13 protein-coding genes are annotated in these 21,370 nt (G+C 70.7%); 4 read left to right on the top strand and 9 right to left on the bottom strand.

Translation table 11 applies throughout. From position 1 onward, the window contains the following. Positions 1-111 precede the first annotated feature (111 nt). The 3 genes from recD2 to JTJ31_RS11250 all read right to left on the bottom strand — a co-directional run bounded on the left by recD2 (position 112) and on the right by JTJ31_RS11250 (position 5,475). Entirely contained in the window at positions 112-2,448 is a 2,337-nt protein-coding gene (gene recD2 / locus JTJ31_RS11260; RefSeq protein WP_207538756.1) for an SF1B family DNA helicase RecD2, read from the bottom strand. A 172-nt stretch (positions 2,449-2,620) separates the two neighbouring features. Further along, the gene (locus tag JTJ31_RS11255) at positions 2,621-3,454 is read right to left on the bottom strand and encodes an ABC transporter substrate-binding protein (protein ID WP_207538755.1); all 834 of its coding nucleotides are present in this window, start codon (positions 3,452-3,454) and stop codon (positions 2,621-2,623) included. Positions 3,455-3,531: 77 nt separating this feature from the next. After that, positions 3,532-5,475, bottom strand: coding sequence for a hybrid sensor histidine kinase/response regulator (locus JTJ31_RS11250; protein WP_207538754.1), 1,944 nt, complete (start codon positions 5,473-5,475; stop codon positions 3,532-3,534). 321 nt (positions 5,476-5,796) lie between these two features. On the opposite strand from JTJ31_RS11250, the gene JTJ31_RS11245 reads away from it, so the two are divergent. Together JTJ31_RS11245 and JTJ31_RS11240 are read left to right on the top strand one after the other, a co-directional pair. Beyond that, the gene (locus JTJ31_RS11245) at positions 5,797-8,328 is read left to right on the top strand and encodes a GAF domain-containing hybrid sensor histidine kinase/response regulator (RefSeq protein WP_207538753.1); all 2,532 of its coding nucleotides are present in this window, start codon (positions 5,797-5,799) and stop codon (positions 8,326-8,328) included. A gap of 14 nt (positions 8,329-8,342) precedes the next feature. Then, complete coding sequence (locus JTJ31_RS11240; protein ID WP_207538752.1) at positions 8,343-8,630, top strand: DUF3303 domain-containing protein; 288 nt, start codon at positions 8,343-8,345, stop codon at positions 8,628-8,630. On the opposite strand, the gene JTJ31_RS11235 is transcribed toward JTJ31_RS11240, so the two are convergent. Next, a complete protein-coding gene (locus JTJ31_RS11235) occupies positions 8,627-9,838 on the bottom strand; it encodes an aminotransferase class III-fold pyridoxal phosphate-dependent enzyme (RefSeq protein WP_236020101.1) in 1,212 nt (403 codons plus the stop codon). The two genes, JTJ31_RS11240 and JTJ31_RS11235, sit on opposite strands and share 4 nt — an antisense overlap. Further along, positions 9,835-11,394: an ABC transporter substrate-binding protein gene (locus JTJ31_RS11230; RefSeq protein ID WP_207538751.1), complete on the bottom strand. Its 1,560-nt coding sequence runs from the start codon at positions 11,392-11,394 to the stop codon at positions 9,835-9,837. The genes JTJ31_RS11235 and JTJ31_RS11230 overlap by 4 nt, the downstream gene beginning before the upstream one ends. A 100-nt stretch (positions 11,395-11,494) precedes the next feature. Between JTJ31_RS11230 and JTJ31_RS11225 the strand changes: the two genes are divergently transcribed. After that, positions 11,495-13,774: a penicillin acylase family protein gene (locus JTJ31_RS11225; RefSeq protein WP_207538750.1), complete on the top strand. Its 2,280-nt coding sequence runs from the start codon at positions 11,495-11,497 to the stop codon at positions 13,772-13,774. A 3-nt stretch (positions 13,775-13,777) separates the two neighbouring features. On the opposite strand, the gene JTJ31_RS11220 is transcribed toward JTJ31_RS11225, so the two are convergent. Together JTJ31_RS11220 and JTJ31_RS11215 are read right to left on the bottom strand one after the other, a co-directional pair. Next, on the bottom strand, positions 13,778-14,785 hold the full coding sequence (locus JTJ31_RS11220; RefSeq protein WP_207538749.1) for a DUF697 domain-containing protein: 1,008 nt from the start codon (positions 14,783-14,785) through the stop codon (positions 13,778-13,780). After that, positions 14,778-16,205, bottom strand: a complete 1,428-nt coding sequence (locus JTJ31_RS11215; RefSeq protein ID WP_207538748.1) for a YcjX family protein — start codon at positions 16,203-16,205, stop codon at positions 14,778-14,780. Before JTJ31_RS11215 ends, JTJ31_RS11220 begins: the two co-directional genes overlap by 8 nt. 128 nt (positions 16,206-16,333) lie before the next feature. On the opposite strand from JTJ31_RS11215, the gene JTJ31_RS11210 reads away from it, so the two are divergent. Next, a complete protein-coding gene (locus JTJ31_RS11210) occupies positions 16,334-17,416 on the top strand; it encodes an amidohydrolase family protein (protein ID WP_207538747.1) in 1,083 nt (360 codons plus the stop codon). Here JTJ31_RS11210 and JTJ31_RS11205 read toward each other — a convergent pair. Both JTJ31_RS11205 and JTJ31_RS11200 read right to left on the bottom strand, forming a co-directional pair. Next, the gene (locus JTJ31_RS11205; protein ID WP_207538746.1) at positions 17,413-18,531 is read right to left on the bottom strand and encodes a trypsin-like peptidase domain-containing protein; all 1,119 of its coding nucleotides are present in this window, start codon (positions 18,529-18,531) and stop codon (positions 17,413-17,415) included. The two genes, JTJ31_RS11210 and JTJ31_RS11205, sit on opposite strands and share 4 nt — an antisense overlap. After that, positions 18,531-21,344, bottom strand: coding sequence for a S8 family serine peptidase (locus tag JTJ31_RS11200; RefSeq protein ID WP_207538745.1), 2,814 nt, complete (start codon positions 21,342-21,344; stop codon positions 18,531-18,533). Before JTJ31_RS11200 ends, JTJ31_RS11205 begins: the two co-directional genes overlap by 1 nt. Between the last annotated feature and the right edge of the window lie 26 nt (positions 21,345-21,370).

The following is a 21,370-nucleotide window of genomic DNA, read 5'->3' as shown; positions in this document are numbered from 1 at the left end:
GGAAATGTGCCGTTCCGCCCGGGAAAACAGCGAATTTCTTCAAGACATTCCCAAGCATTCCACCTTCGCCACCAAGTTGCTGGCAGCCAGGAACCGGATCTCCGAAAGTCCTCAGATCCCCTCAAGCCTTACATTGGAGGAAGGAATACTCGGCGCGTCCTTTCCGGCGCGGCGCCATGCCAGAGATGGGGAGGCGGGCAGCAGAAATCGATGGTGCTGTTCCAGTTCCCGCGCCTCGAGTTGAAGCAATCGCCGCAGCCCGGTGTTCCGGGTCGCGCCTTCGGTCCCCACCGCGCGTAGCACGGCGGAACGCGGCCCCACGATCACCACTGCCTTCCGCGCCCGCGAGACGGCCGTGTAGAGCAGGTTGCGGTCGAGCATCCGCCCATGCTCCTCCGCCGCTACCACGACGACGCCCTCGAACTCCGAGCCCTGGCTCTTGTGGATGGTCGCCGCGCGGGCGTGGATCAGGTGTTCCGCTTCCTCGCGCAGGAAGAACACGGCGTCGGGCCGGCCTGGGAAAAGGACGGAGACACCCCCCTCCGACACCGCCTCCACCGTGCCGATGTCGCCATTGCTCACATCGACGCGCGGATCGTTGCGGATCGCCATGACGCGGTCGCCCGGCGCGAAACCCGTGCCGCCCACCGTCAGTTCCCCGGCACGATCCGGGACCAGGATGCGCTTCACCGCCTCGTTCAGGGCGACCACACCACAGGAACCGTGGCGCCGCGCGGCCAGGATCTGCACCTCCGTCGCCGGGTCGAGGCCCAGCGTGGCGATGCGCCCCTCCATCAGCTGCCGCACCCGCTCGACGACGCGTCCATCCGCGGTCTCGATCAGGTGCACCCCCAGCAAGGTCCGGCCCTCGGGCACCGGATGCAGCCCCTCGCGGATGCGGGCGGTGGCAAGAGGGATCTCCACCCCCTCGGCCGTGCGGCGCACGCGGGTAAGGCGGGTCACTGGCACCGCGCCGCTCTCGATCACGTCGCGCAGGACTTGCCCGGGGCCGACCGGGGGGAGCTGGTCCGCATCCCCCACCAGCAGCAGCGACGCGCCGCTCGCCACGGCCCGGAGGAGGCGATCCGCCATCTCCAGATCCAGCATGGATGTCTCGTCCACGATGACGAAGTCGGAAGGCAGTGGATTGTCGGCGTGATAGACGCGCCCGCCCCGCCCCATGCCGAGGCGCAGCGCCTGGTGCAGCGTCGCCGCACGCCGCCCCGTGGCGTCGCGCAGCTGCCGTGCGGCGCGCCCGGTCGGCGCCGCGAGGGTGATGCCATAATGGTCGGGGGGAAGGCGCAGCGCGTTGACCACGGCGCGGACGATGACGCGCAACACCGTTGTCTTGCCCGTGCCCGGACCACCGGTGATGACTGAGACGCCGTGTGACAGGGCGGAGGCGGCGGCGTCAAACTGCCCGGCATCGCGGTCCAGGCGAATGCCCGTCTCGGCCTCGGCGCGGGCGATCTCCGCCTCTGCCGCCTCCCGCGCCATCAGCCCTGTCCCGCGTGCCAGGCGCCGGAGGTGGCGCGCCACCTGCAACTCCCGCTCCTCCAGCCGCCGCAACCCGATATGCCCCGTTTCCGGACACACGCCGAGCGGCGGGCCGGGCAGGTCCAGCACGTCCTGCAGGGCCTCTGCCACCACCTCCGGCGCGACGGCGAGCAGACGCGATGCCTCGGCGACCAGATCCATCTCGCTGATGCGGGTGCCGCCCGAGGCCCCCAACGCCGCCTCCGCGGCTGCGACGCATCCGGCGCCGAGGCGGCGCGGGTCGTCCACGGCGAAGCCCAACGCGCGGGCCATGCGGTCCGCGGTCTCGAATCCGATGCCCGCCACGTCGCGGCAGGCGCGCCAGGGGTCTTCCTCAAGGACGCGAAGCGCCTCGGCCCCGCCATGGCGGGCGGCGAAGGCACGGGCCTGCGAGGGGGAGAGCCCGATGCCGAGCAGCCGCGCCTGCGCCTCGTTCCGGCGCAGATCCTCCTGCCAATGGGTGCTGATCCGCTCCGCCACCGCGCAGGAGATGCCCTTGACCGCGGCAAGCCGGCGCGGATCGCGCATCCCTTCCTGCCATCCCGGGCCGAGCGCGGCGGCGATGCTGGCAGCCCGGCGCCGCCCCACCCCTTCTATGCCTGCGGAGCGTAGCCAGGCCTCCAGCCCGAACGTCTCTTCCACTGGCACGCGCCGCACCACCTCGGCGTGCAGCAGCATGCGGTCCCGACCCTCGACAAAGCTCCCCTCGACATCCAGCGCCATGCCCGGCGCGACACCGGAACCGGCGCCATGGCGGCAGCGCAGCGGGAGGGCTCCTACGCCAAGACCCCGCAGCGCCTCGCCCGAAACACGAAGGAGGTGGAAGCGCTCATCGGCGGAGGCATGAAGCACCGCCTCGACATGGACGCGCCCGATGAAGCCACGTCCGGCCAGCCGGGGCGCGCGCGACATACACGTCGTGTCACCCTGGTCTGGCAAGGATAGGCCTCCGCGTCCCGGCGAGCGTTCGTTCCTGTTCCGTACATGGCGAGCGCGGAGGCGCGATGCAAGGCAAATCGGCGGATTTCCGCCGATTCGCGGCGCGTGGCAGTCAGCCGGGCAGGCCCCCGCGGGCCGGCTCCCTTCAGGAGGCGGGCGGGGCCACCGATGCGCTTCTCTGGCCGCTTGCTTCCAAGCCGCGGGCGATGAAGCCGGAGGCCTTCATCTCTTCCACGAAGGCGCGTAGCCATGGCAGCGCCGCCTCGCGCTCCTGCGGAATGCCGACCGCCTGCTCGATCACCATGAAGCGCCCGGGGATGACACGAAATCCCGGGTTTGCGGCGGCATAGTCGATCAGGGGCTGCTTCACCCCGGCCGCGACCTCCAGCCCGTCGCGCCGGAACACCTCCACCGCCTCGTTCGAGGTGCCGACGCGGACCAGCTGCGCCTGCCGCAATTCGCGCGTCAGGTAGAGGTCATAGGCGCTGCCGCGCCCCACCGAGATGCGCGTTCCGGGGCGGTCCACATCCTCGATGCTGCGCACCGGCGACCCCTCGGCGACGAGGTAGGTGCCTTCGATCACGACATAGGGCGCGGTGAAGCGGATGCCCTGCGCGCGCACCGGATCGATGGCGAGGAAGCACAGATCCCACGCCCCCTGCCGCCCCGCATCGGTCACACGCCCAGCCGCATCGTAGGTGATGAACTGGATGGGCAGGCCGAGCCGGCGGCCAATCTCATGCGCCAGATCCGCCGAGATTCCGTGCGGCGTGCCAGTCGCGGGGTCCCGCTGCGCCAGCACCGGGTTGCCGTAGTTGATGGCGACCCGCAGCGTCCCGCTCGGCGCCAGGATGGAAGCCACCTCACGCGGCGCGTATTGCGCGCGAGCCGCGCCCGGCGCGATGGCCGCCAAGGCCAGCAGCGGAGCAGCGCCCCGCGTCGCGGGCGACGTCAGGATATCGCGGCGGGTGACGTGCATGGGTTCCCTCCAGGCGCCTTCATCGGCTTTCTCGGCCCAATGCTTGCATGCGGGCGCGCCGGAGCACAACGCGCCGCTCAGCCGCCCTTGCGAGTCGTCGCCTCACGCAGGACGCGGGAGAGCTGCGCAGCGGCATAGGGCTTCTGCAGCAGCTCGAAGCCATGCCTTCCCTCGGAAGCGAGAACATGGCTGTAGCCGGAAGTGAGCACGACAGGCAGGCCGGGATGGCGGCGGCGGATCTCCAGACCCAGCTCGATTCCGCTCATGCCGGGCATCACGACATCGGAAAACACCGCATCGAACCGGCCCTCCGAGAGGTGGCGCAGCGCATCGCTCCCATTGGCGGCCCAGACCGTCTCGTAGCCCAGGTCCTGCAACAGCTGCGTCGAGAAGGTCCCGACATCCGCATTGTCCTCGACGACGAGGATGCGCCGGCCGCGCCCGTCCTCCATCACCGTCTCGCCACCGCGTCCGGACGAGTCCACGGGTTCCGGGCTCGCGACCCTGGGCAGGAGGAGGGTGAAGGTGGTGCCCTGTCCTGGCTGGCTTTCGACGGAGACGTCGCCCCCAGATTGCTTGGCGAAGCCATAGACCTGGGAGAGGCCGAGGCCGGTGCCCTTACCGACTTCCTTGGTGGTGAAGAAGGGTTCGAAGATCTGTGACAACTTGTCGGGCGGAATGCCGGCGCCGGTGTCGCTCAGCGCCACCTCGACGTACTCACCGGCACAGCGCGGGCGGTCCGGTGCGGGGCGAACCCGTACGGTCAGCGTGCCTTCGCCGTCCATGGCATCGCGCGCATTCATCACCATGTTGACCACCGCCGTCTCGAACTGGCTGGTATCGGCCTCGATGAAACAGGGCGTGTCGGCGAAGTCGGTCTCGATGGCGATGCGCGATCCCACGATGGTGCGCATCATGTCGGCGATATCGCGCATCCGCTCCGCCACGTCGAACACCTCCGGCCGCAACGCCTGGCGCCGTGCGAAGGCGAGGAGCTGGCCAGTCAGCCTCGCGGCCCGGTCCGTCGTCTCCGCAATCGCGTTCAGGTAGCGCTCGCGCCGCTCCTCGGGCAGGTTGGGCCGGCGCAGGAACTCCACCGAGGCGCCGATGATGGTGAGCAGGTTGTTGAAATCGTGCGCCACGCCACCTGTCAGTTGCCCGACGGCTTCCAGCTTCTGCGCCTGGCGCAGCTTCTCCTCCGCCTGCCTCAGCGCCTCCTGCTGCATCTTCTCTGCGGTGATGTCGCGGCCATAGGCGTAGACCAGCCTGCCCTCCACCGAAGTGTGCCAGGAGATCCAGCGCGGCGTCCCATCCTTGTGCGTGTAGCGGTTCTCGAAATTGGTGAGGTTGCTCGCCGCCACGGCCTGGTCCAGCCCGGCGCGGGTCAGCGCCGCGTCCTCGGGCCAGATGAAGTCCATGAAGTTGCGGCCGACCACCTCCTCCGGCCGGTGGCCCAGGATCGTCTCCCAAGCCGGGTTCGCCGCCCGGAACACGCCCTCCACATCCACCACGACGAGGAGGTCGCGCGAATTGCGCCATGCCCGGTCCCGCTCCGCCGCATGCTCCGCGACACGGCGTTCCAGCGTCTCGTTCAGGTCGCGCAGGACCGCCTCGGCACGCCGCGCTTCCGAGACATCCTGCATCAGCGCATAGATCCCCACGACGCGGCCATCCTCGGCACGGCGCGGCACGTACTCGACCTGGACGTGCCGGTGCCGGCCTTCGGCATAGGGCATGAACTGCTCGAAAAAGAGACGCTCGCCCGCCAGGGCGCGCCGGACCCAGTGCTCCACCTTCGCGAAGGCCGCTTCCCCCACCACGTCGCGGACCCGCCGGCTCAGAATTTCTTCACGCCGGTGGGGGAACCAGCTTTCATAGATCTTGTTGACGAAGGCGTAGTGAACTTCGCCGTCATGCGCTTCGAGATAGGAAACGAGCACCGGCAGCGCATCGGTCAGCAGTCGGAGCTCCTCGCTGACCTGCCGCGGGCTGGGGGCGTCCAAGGTCATGTCTGCGGCCATCGGCGCACTCCTCCCATGGGGTTGCGGCAATGTCAAAGAAAAGAGAATTCCCAGACAAGTATCCCGTGACCGCAACCGTCGGAGGAATAGGCGGTTGTGCCATTCTTGGAATGGATCGGGGTCTGCTCCAGGATGCGGCCATCCCCGCGGCACGTGGCCGTGCGCTTCGCTGGCAGGAACGTTCGCACGAAAATGCCTCCTGCGACGCGGCCCCTCCGGCGGTGTTCCGCATCTTGATTGGGTTTTCGGGGTGGATGAGTTGTTGAGCGGAAACGGCAAGGCATCCCCCGGCCCAGGCACCCTCATCTCCGGGCACGGAGCATGACCGCTTCGGGATACCTGTCAGGCGGGGGCGAGATGGGCGCGCTGATCCGTGCCCATGACTGGGCCTCCACGCCGCTGGGCCCCACGGAAGCCTGGCCGCAATCCCTCCGCTCCGCCCTTTCGATCTGCCTGAACTCGTCCTTCCCGATGGCGATCTACTGGGGGCCGGAGCTGCGCCTCCTCTACAACGACGCCTGGATGCCCATTCCCGAGGACCGCCACCCCTGGGCGCTCGGCCGTCCGGCGGCCGAGGTCTGGTCCGACATATGGGAAGTGCTGGCCCCGCAATTCGCGTGCGTTCTCCGGTCGGGCGAAGGCTTCTCCACCTATGACCAGATGCTGCCACTGGTCAGGGGCGGCGTCCGTCGCGACACCTACTGGAACTACAGCTTCACCCCCATCCGCGGCGAGGATGGGACGGTCGCTGGCATCCTCAACCAGGGCAACGAGACGACCGCCCGCGTCCTGGCGGAGCGGCGTGGTCGCTTCCTGCTCGAACTCAGCGACCGGTTGCGCGGCCTGTCCGATCCCCGCGCGGTGATCGAGACGGCGCAGGCCGGGCTCGGCGAGCAACTGAATGCCAATCGCGTCGGCTATGGCGAGGTGGAGGAGACGGAACGCTACTTCACCACCGAGCGCAACTGGACCGACGGAACCGTCCCCTCGCGCGAGGGGACGCACGACCTCGCGGGTTTCGGGCCGGAGGTCCTTGCCGCGCTGCGCGCCGGCATCCCCCTCCTGATCTCGGACGCGGAGCGCGATCCGCGCACTAACGCGCCGGAAAGCCTCGCCGCCTTCGACGCCATCGACACGCGCGCCGTCATCACCGCATCGCTCCTGAAGGGCGGCCGGCTCAGGGCGGCCCTCTACGTTCATGCCCGCACCGCGCGGCCATGGACGGAGCACGACGCGGAGCTCGTCAGCGAAGTAGCGGACCGCACCTGGGCCGCCGTCGAGCGGGCCCGCGCCGAGGAGAGGCTGCGCGAGCTAAACGAGATGCTGGAACGCCGCGTCGCCGAGCGCACGGCTGAACTGGCCGAGACCGACCGCCGCTTCCGCGGCCTCTTCGACTCCGCGCTGCAATTCATGGCGCTGCTGACGCGTGACGGCACGGTCACTGAGGTCAACCGCACCGCCCTCGAATGGAGCCGCATCACCCCGGACGAGATCGTGGGGCGTCCCTTCTGGCTCGCTGCGCCAATGCGGGAGAACCCCGCACTGCAGGGCGCGATCCGGAATGCGGTGCGCCGCGCGGCCGCAGGCGAGACGGTGCGCGAGGAGCACGAGATGCGTGGCCACGGTGAGACGCGCGCCGTCGTGGACTTCTCTATGAAGCCCGTCTTCAGCACGAGCGGCGAGGCGACCTGGCTGCTCGCCGAGGGGCGCGACATCACGGAGCTGAAGCACGCGCAGGACGCGCTGCGCCAGGCACAGAAGCTGGAGGCGGTCGGCCAGCTGACCGGCGGCGTGGCGCATGACTTCAACAATTTGCTGACTATCATCCGGTCCTCCGCGGATTTGCTGCGCCGTTCCGATCTGCCCGAGGAGCGCCGCCGCCGCTACGTCGAGGCGGTGGCAGAGACGGTGGACCGTGCCGCGAGGCTGACCGGCCAGCTCCTCGCCTTCGCGCGGCGTCAGGCGTTGCGGCCGGAGGTGTTCGATGTGGCGGAGCGGATGCGCGACATCGCCGACATGCTCGGCACGGTCGCTGGCGCCCGGATACGCGTCGTCGCCCGGATCGCCTGCACGGACTGCCACGTCGAAGCGGATGTCAGCCAGTTCGAAACGGCCCTGGTCAACATGGCCGCGAATGCCCGCGACGCGATGGACGGCGAAGGCACGCTGACCGTGCAGGTCGAGCGGCGGCAGGGGCCGATTGAATACGTCGCCATCTCCATCGCCGATACGGGGCATGGCATCCCGCCCGACAAGCTGTCGCAGATCTTCGAGCCCTTCTTCACCACCAAGGAAGTGGGCAAGGGCACCGGCCTCGGCCTCTCCCAGGTCTATGGCTTCGCCAAGCAATCCGGCGGCGACGTCTCCGTCGAAAGCCAGCCAGGACAGGGCGCCACCTTCACCCTCCTCCTGCCCAGGGTGCAGCAGGAGCCGGCGCAGCCGGAGGTGCCGCCGGCCACCGAGGCAGAGCCGCGCGAAGGCGGGGACGGCCGCCGCGTCCTCGTCGTCGAGGACAACCTCCAGGTTGGGGAGATCTCCACCCAGGTCCTGCGGGACCTCGGCTACGAAACCGTCTGGGCGACGGATGCCAGGGAGGCTCTCAACCTTCTGTCCGGCCATGGCCGGTTCGACGCGGTGTTCTCCGATGTCGTGATGCCGGGGATGAGCGGGATCGAGCTGGGCGAGGAGATCCGCCGCCGTCATCCGGGCCTGCCCGTCGTGCTCACCTCCGGCTACAGCGAAGTGCTGGCCGAGGAAGGCAGCCATGGCTTCGAGTTGCTGCAGAAGCCCTATGCCGCCGCAGAGCTCTCCCGCATCCTGCGTCGGGTGACCCAGCGCGATCCATCCGCCTGACCGAAGGGATCATCATGCTGTTTCTCGTCATCAGCGAGCCGCGTCCCGAGCGCCCGAGCCAAGTGACCGGCCAGCGACAGGAATTCTGGCGCTGGATCGAGCCCCTGCTGGAATCGGGTGAGGCCCGCTCCGTCCATGCCCGCGTCGGGCGCGGCGCCGTGGTGCTGTTCGACGTGCCAGACCATGAGACGCTGCATCGCCGCCTGACGGAATGGGCGGACATGATCCCGGCGGAGTTCACCACCTATCCGCTGATTGACGCGCTCGCCGCGCGCCGCTTTCTGGGCCGCACCGAGTCCTAGGAAGGACGCAGCGCCGCGAAGCCGGCTTCCGCCGCACGCAGCACGGCGTCCATGTCCGCCTCCGTGTGCGCGGCGCAAAGGAACATGTTGTGGCGTGGGTGCAGATAGGCCCCAGCCCGCAGCGCAGCGGCGCAGAAAGCGCGGCCCTGCGCGAAATCCACATCGCCGTCGAACAGGAAGAGCGGCATGGAAACCGGCCCGGATTGCCGCAGCCCGACGCCGAAGGCAGCGGCTCGCTCCGCGAGGCCTTGCCGCAGCCGCGTGCCCAGATGCTCCAGCCAGGGCACCACGTCGCGCCGCTCCAACTCCTCCAGCACCGCCAGCGCCGCGGCCATGGGCACGGCGGCGCACCAGAAGGAGCCGGTGACGAAGACCCGGGCGGCGGCATCGCGCAACGCATCCCCCCCGGCCACGGCGGCGATGGCATGGCCGTTGCCCAGCGCCTTGGAATAGGCCGACAGGTCCGGCCGCACCCCGACCGTTTCCCAGCTTCCGCCCGGATGCAGGCGGAACCCCGCGCGCACGTCATCCACGATCAGCGCCGCGCTGCGCCGGTCGCAGACCGCGCGTACGGCGCGGGCGAAGCCGGGCTCGGGCAGTTCCTGGTCCACGACATTGTCGTGGCGGAAGGCGGTGACGATGATCCCAGCCAAGTCCGGCCCGGCCGCGTCGGCCGCCGCCTCCAGGCTGGCGACGTCGTTGTAGCGGAAGCGGTGCTGGTGCGCCCGGTCCTCCGCCGTCGTGCCGGCCGGCACCGGCGTGCACCAGGGCATGGCGCCGTGATACGAGCCCTCCGCCACCAAGATGGCCCGGCGCCCTGTCGCGGCCCGGGCGATGGTCACGCAGGCGGTGGTCGCATCCGTGCCGTTCTTGCAGAAGATCGCCCAGTCGGCGTGCGCGATCCGGTCCACCAAGCGCTCTGCGAGGTCCACCATCACCGGCGCCGGGCCGTTCAGGCAGTCGCCCAGTGCCGCCTGGCGCGACGCCGCATGCTCCACCGCCGAATCACGGTGGCCGAGGATCACCGGCCCCCAGGCGCACATCAGGTCCACGTAGCGGTTCCCATCCGCATCCCAGACATGCCCGCCTTCGCCCCGCATGAAGAATTGCGGGTAGCCCTCTGGCATCCGATCGGCGTGCAGGTGGCCCCACATGCCGCCTGGCACCACCCGCGCCGCGCGGGCGCGCAGCGCGGCATCCGCGCTCAAATCCGCGCGTCCCAGAACATTGGATAGGCGGCCTGCGGCACGTCGCGCAGCCTGTCGCGGATCCCGGCGGGAATGGTGAACTGGCCCCACATCACGCTCGGCACGTGCCGCGCCGCGAGGCGCTGGATCTCCTCCGCCAGCCGCTTGCGCTCATTCGCGTCACCGGCATTGGCGAACTCGCGCAGCAATCGCTCGATGTCGCGGTCGCAATCCCAGCCCGGATAATCGGCGCACGTGTTGGAGACATAGAAATTCGTGAGCGGCGAGAACATGTCCGTCCCATTCGCGTAGACGGCGAAGATGTGCCAGCCCTCGCGCCGCGCACGCCGCGCCAGCAGCGTGCCCCAATCCATTACCTGCTCCTCAGCGTCGAAGCCGCCGCGCTGCATATTTTGGATCATCACCTGCGCGGCGGTCTGGCTGATGCCGCCGGCCGTGGTGAGGAAGGCCAGCTTCTGCCCGCGATAATTCGTTGCCTGCAGCATCCGCTTCGCCTCTTCCGGGTCGAAGCCCATCATCTCGGCGCCCGCACGGCTGTCGAGCGGCGCGTCGCACAGGAAGAAGGATGGGCAGGAGGGCGCGCGGAAGCGTTCCGGGATGCCGATGGCAGTCATGGTCGCGGCCTGGTCGGCGCAGCGCCACAGCACGCGACGGATCGCGGGGTCGTCCATCGGCGCGGCGGCGTGGTTGATGCGGAAATTGCCCTGGAACTGGTGGATGCCGCCAAAGGCCGCCAGCCGCACGCCCCGCGCCCGCTCCAGCCGCGGCAGCAGATCGAAGGGCAGGTACTGCATGTAGTCTACCTCGCCCGCGATCAGCGCTGTCGCGCCGGTGGCCGGGTCGGGCATGACGCGCAGCGCGATGGCGGGCAGATGGACGCGCCGCCCACCCGCCAGGAAATCCGCCGGTTCGTCTCGTGGGACATAGCCCTCGAAGCGCTCCAGGATCATCACGTTGCCCGGGCGCCAATCCGCCTGGCGGAAGCGGAACGGGCCGGAGCCGACCGGCTCGCGGATGCGCTGCTCCACCGGGATGCGCGCCAGGCGCTCGGGCAGGATCACCGGCAGGGGGGCGTTGGGCTTGCCCAGAACGTCCAGCACCATGGGGAAGGGTCGCGTCAAGGTCAGGCGGAAGGCGCGGTCATCCACCGCCTGGAGCTCGGCCTTCACTGCCCAGAGCATGCGGCCCAGGCTGTCGCGCGGTGCCCAGCGATCCAGGCTCGCCATCACGTCGCGCGCCGTGACGGGGGTGTTGTCGTGGAAGCGCAGATTGGGGCGCAGGCGGAAATCCCAGCGCAGCCCATCGGCGGAGCTTTCCCAGGCCTCCACCATCTGCGGCCGGATCATGCCCTTCCCGTCCATGGAGAAGAGCGTGTCGAAGACGTGATAGGCGAAGGTCCGCGTGATCGCCGCCGTGGTGGCGTGCGGGTCGAGGATCACGACCTCGCTTTCCAGGACGAGGTTCACGGGGGCAGATTGCGCCCGCGCCGCGGGAAAGAACGGCAAAGCCAGCCCGGCGCCCAGAGCGGCGCGGCGGGTGATCGCGGGTCGTTCCATGAACCTCGCCTCCCTGTTGTTGCGAAAAGCGTAGGGGGCGGCTTGGCGCGCTGTCCAGCGCGGGTTCATGCTGCGCGAAACAGGTGGCGAGGGATAGGGAATGAAGGATTGGCGCGAAGAAGCGGCCCGCGCGGTGCCGAAGCTCGATGGCATCCTGGTCGTCGCTGGTCTTTCCGGTCCCGCCACGGTCGTGCGCGACGCGCATGGTGTGCCGCATATCCGCGCCGCCTCGGTGCGTGACGCCTTTCTCGCGCAGGGCTTCGTTCATGCCCAGGACCGGCTGTTCCAGATGGAGCTGAACCGTCGCCGCGCCTTGGGACGCTCCGCGGAATGGCTCGGCGCCTCCGCCTTCGCCTCCGACGCGCTGTCGCGCCGCCTGGGCATGGCGGAAGCCTGTCGCCGCGACGCGGCCGCGTTGGGCGAGGAAGCGCAGGCGATGCTGGACGCCTATGTCACCGGGGTGAATGCGTTCCTCGCATCCGGCGCGGCGCTGCCGCTGGAATACCGCCTGCTCGGCGCGATGCCGGAGCCCTGGGAAGGATGGCACTGCATCGCGGTGATGCGCCGCCTCGGCCTGCTGATGGGTTCGGTCTGGTTCAAGCTGTGGCGTGCCGCCGCCCTGCCCCTGGCAGGCGAGGAGGTAACGAAGCTGCGCTACGACGATGGTGGCGGCGACCTCGTGATCGGGCCGCCCGGCGAGGAGACGATGCGCTGGCGCGCCGCCCTGTCCGACCTCGCCCCGGCCGTTGCCGCCTTGCTGGAGGAGGCAGAGGCGGACGCGACGGGCGGAGGCAGCAACAACTGGGTGGTGTCCGGCGCGCTGTCCAACACCGGCCGCCCGGTCCTGGCCGGCGACCCGCATCGCGTCTTCGAGGTTCCGGGCATGTATGCCCAGGGCGGGCTGGCCTGTCCGGACTGGGATATGGTGGGCCTCACCGTTCCCGGCGTCCCCGGCTTCCCCCATTTCGCCGAGAACGGCCACGTCGCCTACTGCGTGACCCATACCTTCGCCGACATCCACGACCTCTACGTGGAGCGCTTCGACGACGGCGCGCGCCACTCCCTGTTCGAGGGACGGTGGGAGCCCGTCCGCCGCCGCAACGAGAGCATCGAGATGCGCGGCGAGGCACCGCGCGAGGTGGAGGTGGTGGAAACGCGCCATGGCCCGGTGATCTGCGGTGATCCCGCTGCCGGAACCGCCCTGGCGCTGAAGAGCGTGCAGTTCTACGAGACGGACCTGTCCTTCGACTGCCTGCCGCGCATGCTGCGGGCCACGAGCGTGGAATCCCTTTACGAGGCAACGCGCGGCTGGGGGCTGATCGACCACAACCTCCTAGCCGCCGACACGAAGGGCCGCACCGGCTGGCTGCTGCGCGCGCGCGTGCCGCGGCGCGGGCGCGAAAATGGCTGGCTTCCGGTGCCCGGCTGGACTGACGCGCATGAATGGCAGGGCTGGATTCCCTTCGAGGAGATGCCACGCCTGCTGGACCCCGCGCCCGGCTTCCTCGCCACCGCCAACAATCGGCCGGTGCCCGACGACCACCCGGATTATCTTTGCACCGACTGCCACCCGCCCTATCGCGCGAAGCGCGTCACCGAGTTGCTGGAGGACCCGGCCCTGCGCGGCGTCGAGGGCGCCGCTCGCATCCACGCGGACACCTTCTCCCTCCCTGCCCGCGAGATCCAGGCGCGGCTCCGCACTCTCGACGGGCTTACGCCCACCGCCGCTGCGCTTCGCGACCAGTTGCTGTCCTGGGACGCGCAGATGGATGCCGGATCGCGTGCGGCGCCGCGCTACATCGCGCTGCGCCTCTCCCTGGTGCGGCGCTTCGCCGAGGCGAGCGGCCTCGGCAGCCTCGCCGGCCATGCTTTCCTGGCGCCGCCGCCCGGCACGACGCCGCTGGTGCAGCTCTGGTGGGCCATGCCCGCCCTGCTGCGCACCGATGACGCGGGGCTGCTGCGCGGCACGGAATGGAACACCCTGCTGCGCGCCGCGCTGGAGGAGGTGGCCGCCACCCCGCCCGACACCTCCTGGGGCGAGATGCATCGCCCCCGCCTCACTCACCCCCTCTCCGCCCTATTCCCCGAGGCTGCCGCGGTGCTCGACCCGCAGGCCGAGGCCATTGGCGGCGATGGCGACACGGTGCAGGCCAACGGGCTCGTCGCCCCGCTCGGCCCGCGCGCGGCCTATGGCGCGCTGTCGCGCTACGCCTTCGACGTGGGCGCATGGGAGAATAGCCGCTGGTCCGTCTTCCTCGGCGCCAGCGGCCATCCTGGCAGCCCGCACTACGCCGATCAGAACCCGATGTGGTCGCGCTGCGAGATGGCGCCAATGCGCCCGCGCGAGCTCACGCTGCGCCAGGAACTCCGTCCCGGCTGAGCCCTATTTCGGCGCCGCGCCGCTCCGGGCCAGGATGCGGGCGACCGAGGGTGCCTTGCCCGGGCCGAACGGGACGGGGCGGCACCCCGCCATCACCAGCGCGCCAATCCGCGCGACGCGATAGGCGGCGAGCGCACCCTGCGCCGCCGATCCCGCGACCAGCCCCGTCACCTGCCCCGCCGCGCTGGCCACCGCATCCCCAGCGAGGTCGGCGGCGCCCACCACCGCGCCCTCCACCAGCAGGCGACGGAGCAGGCGAAACTCTGCGACACGGCCCGGGCGCAGCCCGTAGATCACCATCACCTCGCGCATCAGCATGATGGTCCGGACCGCGAAGCCGATCATGTCCGCTACCGGATTGCCGCTGAGCGCGACGAAGCCGCCTGCCGTGACGGCGGCGCGCGCGACCGCCGCCTCGGCCCGCGCATCGGCGGCGGAAAGCGGGCCGGCCTCGAAGGCGCGCACCACCTCGGACGCGGTGCGGGCGGCGGGGATTGCGCGGTTCCAGCCGTCCAGCAGGCGCGGCGCCGCCACGCCGCGCGACAGGAGGTCGCGTCCCAGCGGTGCCAGCAGATGCGTCGCCGTTTCCGCCGTCGTGGCCGCGGCGATGCGGCGGCGCAGCGCCTCTGCCTGCTCGAGCAGTTTTAGCGCCCGCCACTCGCGCCAGGCGAGGCCGCCCGCGCCCAGCACGAAAACTGCGAAGGCCGCCCATCCCACAACGCCCAGCACCGGCATCTGCGCCGAAAGCGCCCATAACCAATCCACCAGCCACACGAGCACGAGGCCGGCGGTGCCCACCGCCAGCACCCACGCAGCGCGGCTTCGCGGGGCTTGCGGGACGCTGGGCAGCGGCTCCGACGCCTCTTCCAAGCGCGGCGGCATCTCGGGGGCGCCTTGGCTGATCTCCGGCGCGAAGAGGTCCGGATCCCTGTCGCCCGCTGGCGCATCCGGTAGCGGGGCGCCGGTCGTCAGGCTCGGCCGGAAGAGCGGCGGGTCGCGGTGGTCAGACATGGTCACCCAGCAGGAACTCGATCGCCTCGTCCAGGTGAATGTGGGGCAGGTCGTGCCGGTCCTCCAGCATGCGGGGATCGAGCACGAATTCAGGGAAGCGGAATCCCGTCACCCCCGCGCGCCGCAGCGCCTCCCATTGCTGGCGCGTCGGCCGGCGCGGCGGCGGCGCGGGATAGGCCAGCACCTGGTCGCGTCGCACCTGCCCAGTCTCCTGGTCGCGGATATTGCCGCGCACCGCCTCGCGCCCGTTCGGGTCCTCGGCGTCCCGCGTGCAGGCGATGGAAGCCAGCGGCAGCATTCGCGCCTCGAAGCTCGCCACGCCGCTGGCCTGCGCCGCCTGCAACTCCCGCAGCACGTCGCCGAGATGGGTCTCGAGGTTGGGCCAGAAGGAGGAGTGGACATGATCCGCCTTGGTGACGGCATAGAGCACCTTCTGCGCCGGCCGGCCGAGCAGCCATTCCCACCAGCCCCGCCCCGGCGTCAGCACCTCCGCGATCTGCGCCAGCGCGGCGCGGGCGTCGTTGTAGGCATGCTCGCCATCCGACAGCGAGGAGAGCAGGTCGAATAGAACCACCTGCCGCGTCCCTGTCGGGCCGCGCAGGCTGGAGAAGAAGGCCTGGACTGAGTTGCGCTTGAAGGTATCGAAGCGCTGCGTCAGCACCTGCGCGAAGGATCCCTTCGCGGCCGCGTGCCCGGCGGGACGCAGCGGAAAGAAACGGAATGCCTCCTGCCGCAGCAGGCCGGCGCGACCGCCCACCTGCTCCGGCCGCAGGAAAAGCCCTGGCTGCAACAGCGACAGGTGAAGCTGTGAGCGGCAGGCTTCCAGAAAGGCGACATAAGCCTCGTGCGCCGCCTTGGCACGCGGATCGTCATAGGGCGCGGCGGGGTCCACGCGGTCCAGCGCCTCGAGGAAGCCTTGCGCCACGGAGCGCCGCGGTTCCGTGTCCATCGCGGCGAGGGTCGCGGCCGACCACTGCTCGAAGGACATGCGCAGCAGCGGCACGTCCAGCACCCATTCGCCCGGATAGTCGAGAATGGTGACGTTGACGGAGGAAAGCGACGTCCGCGCCCCCTGCCCCATCACCCGCGCCGCCTGCCGCGCCGCCCAAGATCGCGCGGCCACCACGGTCAGTTGCACCGTGATGGCGCGGGGCTTCTCCGTCGCGTCCGGCCAGCGCGGCGGGTCGTCGCGCAGCCGCTCCGCGTTCTCATGATAGGGGAACTGCTCCATCGCGCCGAGCGCGCCGGAAGGCGGGAGGAGCCGCGCGCTGTGCAGCCGCCCCTCCGCTGCCGCACGCCAGGCCGCGAAGGACTGCGGCCGATGGACGGCCTGGAACAGCGCATCCACCAGCGCTGTGATGAAGGCCGTCTTTCCCGCGCGGGACAGCCCGGTGACGCAGATGCGGAGGTCTTTCGCCATCCGGCGGGAGCGTAGGCGGGCATTCCTCCCCCGGCAACGTCCCGCCGGCGCTGGGACAAGCTGGTCCTCGCGAATGCCACAGGCAGATGCTGCTTGCGTGCCGCCCGCGCCGGCGGGATCCTCCGCCCATGACGCCCGCCCCCAAGTCCCCCTTCACCCCCTCGCGCCAGATCGCGGTGCGCGAGGAATGGCTTGCGCAGGTTCAGGAAGACGCAATCGATCCCTCCCTGCCCATCGTGGACCCGCATCATCATCTCTGGGACCGCGAGGGCGAGCGCTACCTGCTCGACGACCTCCTGCGCGACGCGGCGTCGGGCCATGACGTGCGCGCGACCGTCTTCGTGCAGTGCGGCGCCATGTATCGCGTCTCGGGTGCGGAGGAGGAACGCTCCCTCGGCGAGACGGAGTTCGTGAACGGCGTCGCGGCGGCGAGCGCCAGCGGCACCTATGGTCCCGTGCGGGCCTGCGCCGGCATTGTCGGCTTTGTGGACCTGACCCTGGGCGATCGAGTCACGCCGCTGCTGGAGGCACATCGGGCCGCAGGCGGGGTGCGGTTCCGCGGCGTGCGCAACCGCACCGCCTGGCACCCCTCGCCGGAGGTGCGTTCCAACCTCCTTTCGCCGCCACCGGGACCGCTTGAGGATCCGCGCTTCATCGAGGGCGCGCGACGCCTCGCGGCCCAGGGCCTCGTTCTCGATGTCTGGGCCTACCAGACGCAGTTGCCGTATGTCCTCGCCGTCGCGCGCACTGTGCCGGAACTGACCGTGGTGGTGAATCACTGCGGTGGCCCGCTGGGCGTCGGTCCCTTCGCGGGGCGCCCCGCTGAAGGCTTCGAGGAATGGCGATGCGAGGTCCTGGCGCTGGCCGAGTTGCCAAACACGGTGATGAAGCTGGGCGGCCTCGCGATGGAGGTGGGCGGCCACGACTTCCATCTCCATGACCAGCCACCGCGCTCGGCGGCACTGGCGGAGGCGTGGCGTCCCGTCATCCACACTCTGATCGACGCGTTCGGCGCATCCCGCTGCATGTTCGAAAGCAATTTCCCCGTGGACAAGGGGATGTGCAGCTATGGCGTGCTGTGGAACGCCTTCAAGCGCCTCACTGAGCGGGTCAGCACCTGGGAGCGCACTGCCCTGTTCTCCGGCACTGCCACACGCGTCTACCGCCTGCGCGACGCGCCTGGCTGCGAGGATCTACCCGAGCCGGTCTAGCCGGAACCGCCCGCACCCCAGAAGGCCGGCGCGCCGCTCTCGCGCAGCCGCTTCAGGACGGGACGCAGCGGGATGGCGCGGTTGTAGCCGCGCACCCGCGCCACGAGGCTGCCATCCGCGGCGCGCAGCGGCTGCGTGCCCTGGTGGATGGCGGCGGGTTGCAGATCAGCGGTCAGGGCCGGCGATCCGGAGGAGCCCGGCGTGGCCGAGGCGTCGTGCCGCACCCGCAGCGCCTCGGCCTCGAAGCCCAGGACACGGCCCACGGCGATGCGCTGCGCACCCTCCTCCACGTCGAGGGTCTCGGCCGGATGCTGCACCACGAAGACGAAATCCTCCGCGACCAGCGGCGCGGGCTCCGCCGCGACTTGCAGCGCCGGACGGGTCAGAGGCCGCTCGAGCCGCACCAGGGCGAAATCCAGCTCGTCGGCCTCGGCTTCGCGGGCACCATGCGTCGCGTCGGAGGGCGCGGGCGGCGACACGGCCAACTTCCAGCTCTCGGCCAGCCCCACCGCCTCCCCCTCCGGCGCCCCCACCGAAAGCCGGTCGAAGCGGCACAGCACCGCGCCCGGCTCGGCTTGTGCATTCAGCAGCGGCGCCACGACATGCTGGTTGGTCAGGATCAGGTCGGGCGCGACAAGGAAGCCGGAGCCCCATTGCGGATTGGGGTCGCCGCCGCCATCGCGCATCCCGATCCAGCACACCGCGCGCGAGACGGCCTGGAGGCGCTCGGCGAAGCGGGCCATCAGCATGGGTGGGCGCCGCCGCGCGATCAGCGCCTGCAAGGCCGCGTCGTCGGCCGCCACCGGACGATCAGGGATTGCGGCATCGGTGCGCAGGGGCACCAGGCCCAGCGCCTCTGCTGCATTGCGCAGCGGGACAGATTGCGGGGCGCGCGCCATCGCCGCGCGCAGCATCCCCTCCAGCCAACCCTGCGACTCAGCGATCTGGATCGCCTCGGTGAAGACGCGATTGCGTCCGCCCGCCAGTTCCATCTCGTCGTCGAGGCGGAGCCCGGTGCGCAGCCATACCGCATCGGCCAAAGCCCGCGCGTCGCCCACGGTCTTCAGCGCGTCCAGCACCATCGGACGCTGCGCATCGTCCAGGCGCAACGGCATCAGGCATTCACCCAGGACAGGGGAAGCCCAGGGTCGCGCAGCGCCGGCACGGCGGCCAGGAGGTGGGCGTAGTTCTGCTCCATCCACTGCCCGCCCATGTGCAGCCCCAGCACCGGCATGCCGCCTACCCCGTCATCGCCCTGCAGTGCCAGGGCCGAACCGCTATTGCCGCCCAGCGTCGTGGCGTCGTGGCCGAAGGCCCAGGGCGGCTGCGCGTCGCCGGCCAGCGTGCCGTGCCGGCGGTCCACCTGCCCCAGCGCCAGCCGCTTCACGTTGTAGCGAAAGCGGAAGATGCGCTCGAGCGAGGCCACCACCTCCGGGTCCACCCGGCCATCCTCCTGGCGCGGCAGGGCGCTGGGCCGGCCGGGATGTCCCACCAGCGCGAGGTCATGCCGCCCGCCCCCTGCCGACGCGTTGCCGACCAGCGCGACCGGCGTGGGAAGAGCCTGCCCCGCCGCGTTGCGCTCCTCCACCTCCAGCAGCGCAAGGTCCAGCTTGCGGAGGTTCACCTGCCCGCCGATCGGGTCTGGGCCAACGAAGCGCACGCCGGTGATCCGGAACGCGCGTCGGGCCTGCGCGCCCCATTCGGCGGAGAAATCCACCTCCGCCGCCCCGCGGAAGCCCCATCCGTCGCGACCCGTCGGATCGGCGGCGATCACCTCCAGCACGTGGCGATTGGTCATGAGCAGGCCAGGTGCGACGACAAAGCCGGTGCCCATGTTGTACCCATCCAACTCCACTCGCCCGGTGGCGCGGATCAAATTCGTGATGCGTTCCCCGGCCAGTGCGAGGAACTCCACCCAGTTGTCGTCGAGTTCGGGGTCCTCCGGGTCGAAGGCGTCGTTCTGCACAATGAGCGAGGGCCGTCCCTTCAGCCGCACCAGCGCTTCCAGCGCGACCAGGGCACGACGGTCCATCGGCGTCCGGTCTGGGTCGCGCAGCGCCACGGAGAGCACACGCTCCGCATCGCCCAGCACCGTCGCGCGCAGGCGCTGGGTTTCCCCGTCGGGGGCTTCGTCGCGGTTCCGGTCCGTGGCCTCGAAGCGCTTCTCCAGCGACCGCACCAGCCGCGCCGCCTCCGGCCGCACTGTGTCCACGGCTGCGGCGGGGCTTTCCAGCGAGCGCCCGGCCAGCGACCCGCCCAGGACGCGCAGATAGGCTGCCGCCGACTTGCCACGTTCGGGCGGAGCCGGAGGCGGCGGGGCAGCCAACGCCGGCGCCACGAGGGATTCCGTCTCGACCCGGCCTTCCGCCGCGGCCAGGGCGCGCGCCAAGGTCGGCGATGGTGCGGCCGCCGCCTCGAGCATAGGGCCCGGCCGCGCCGCCAGCCGCGCCGCGTCCAGGCGCAGCTTCGCCGCCTCCAGCCCATAACGCCGCATGTCGAGGCCCGGCGCCGCCTCGGTCATCGCGCGCAGCACGCGCTCCTCGCCCTCCTCCTCGGTCTCCTCGGGCGCCTCGACGGCTGCCGGGATGTCGCGCGGGGCCAATTGCAGCAGCCGGTCCGCACGCAGGATGCCAGGGCCGTAGGAGCCTGTGTCCCAACCGGGCGGCGCGTGGGCGGTGGCCTGCATGGCGGCGCGGCACAGCGCCTGGAGAGAGACGCCACGCCTCCGCGCCTCGGCCAGCAGCACATCGCGCCCGTGATGCGAAAGCCACAGCGCCACCACCCCGGCCGAGAGCGCTGTCGCGAAGGACGTGCCCTGTCCGCCCGTCACCTCATGGGTGGACGGGTCATCGGGGGCACGGCGCAGGGCGCGCCACACCAACTCCCCGGGCGCGGCGATGTCCACCGCGGAGCCGCGCGAGGAACCACGCCAGGGCCGGTCCTCGGAATCGGTTCCCGCCACGGCGATGCAATGTGGGTATCGCGCCGGATACACCACCTCGCCGACGCAATTGCCGGCGGCGGCGAGCACGATGCACCCATCCTCCACCAGCGCGCGGATTGCGGCCGAGACGGCGCGGCTGGGCAGGCCGCCCAGGCTCATGGAAACCACCTGCGCGCCGATGCGTAGCGCATGGCCGAGGGCGCGCGCGACCGGAGTCCCATCCACGATGATCACGCTCTCGATGCAGCGGATCGGCACGAGCTCCGCGCCGGGCGCCGAGCCATGCACCTCGCCGCCCGGGCCGCTGATCATCACGCTGGCCGTGCCGGTGCCGTGGCCCGGATTCCCCTGCGAGGCAAGAAGCGGATCAATGGCCTCGCCCTCGCCATCCACCACGTCCACGGACAGGTCGAGTCGGATAGGCGCGGCGTCGAGTTCGGCATGAGCTGCGACGCCCGTGTCGGGCTGCGCTATCAGCACGCCCTGCCCGCGCCCCGGCGCGATCTGCCACGCCTCGTGCACCCCCATGCGGCGCAGCGCCCATTCACGGTCAGCCGGCGCCGGCTTGTTGACCCAGCACCAGAAGGCGAGCTCCATACCCTCCGTCTGCGGTCCCGCCGGCGGCGCCTCGGGCTCGGCCGCATGGTCGGAGTCGAGGTCTGGCTCGGCGGAGATGAGGTCGAGCGCGTCGCACAGCGCGTAGCCGATCTCGAACAAGGCCTGGCGCGGCATGGTACGACGGTCCACGCCTGGAAAGGCGAGAAGCGCGAACCGGTCCAGGCCGTCTCCCCCAGCAGGGAAAAGTGGCTGGAGCACGAAGTGCCGGGAGCCCAGCACCTCCGCGACAGCCTCCGGCGTGGGAGGCGTGTTCCGCCCCTCCAGGGCGAAGCGAAGCTCGAAGGGCGGCATCCCATCCCGGCGCTGTCCGGTCTCGGCAGGCACGGCTTCGATGCGCCGGCGCAGGGCTTCCAGGACTGCTTCCATCCCAATCTCCTCGACCTATGAAACAG

Source organism: Sabulicella rubraurantiaca (assembly GCF_017355885.1).
GTDB classification, from domain to species: Bacteria; Pseudomonadota; Alphaproteobacteria; order Acetobacterales; family Acetobacteraceae; genus Roseococcus; species Roseococcus rubraurantiacus.
This window is presented reverse-complemented; position numbering and strand designations above follow the sequence as displayed.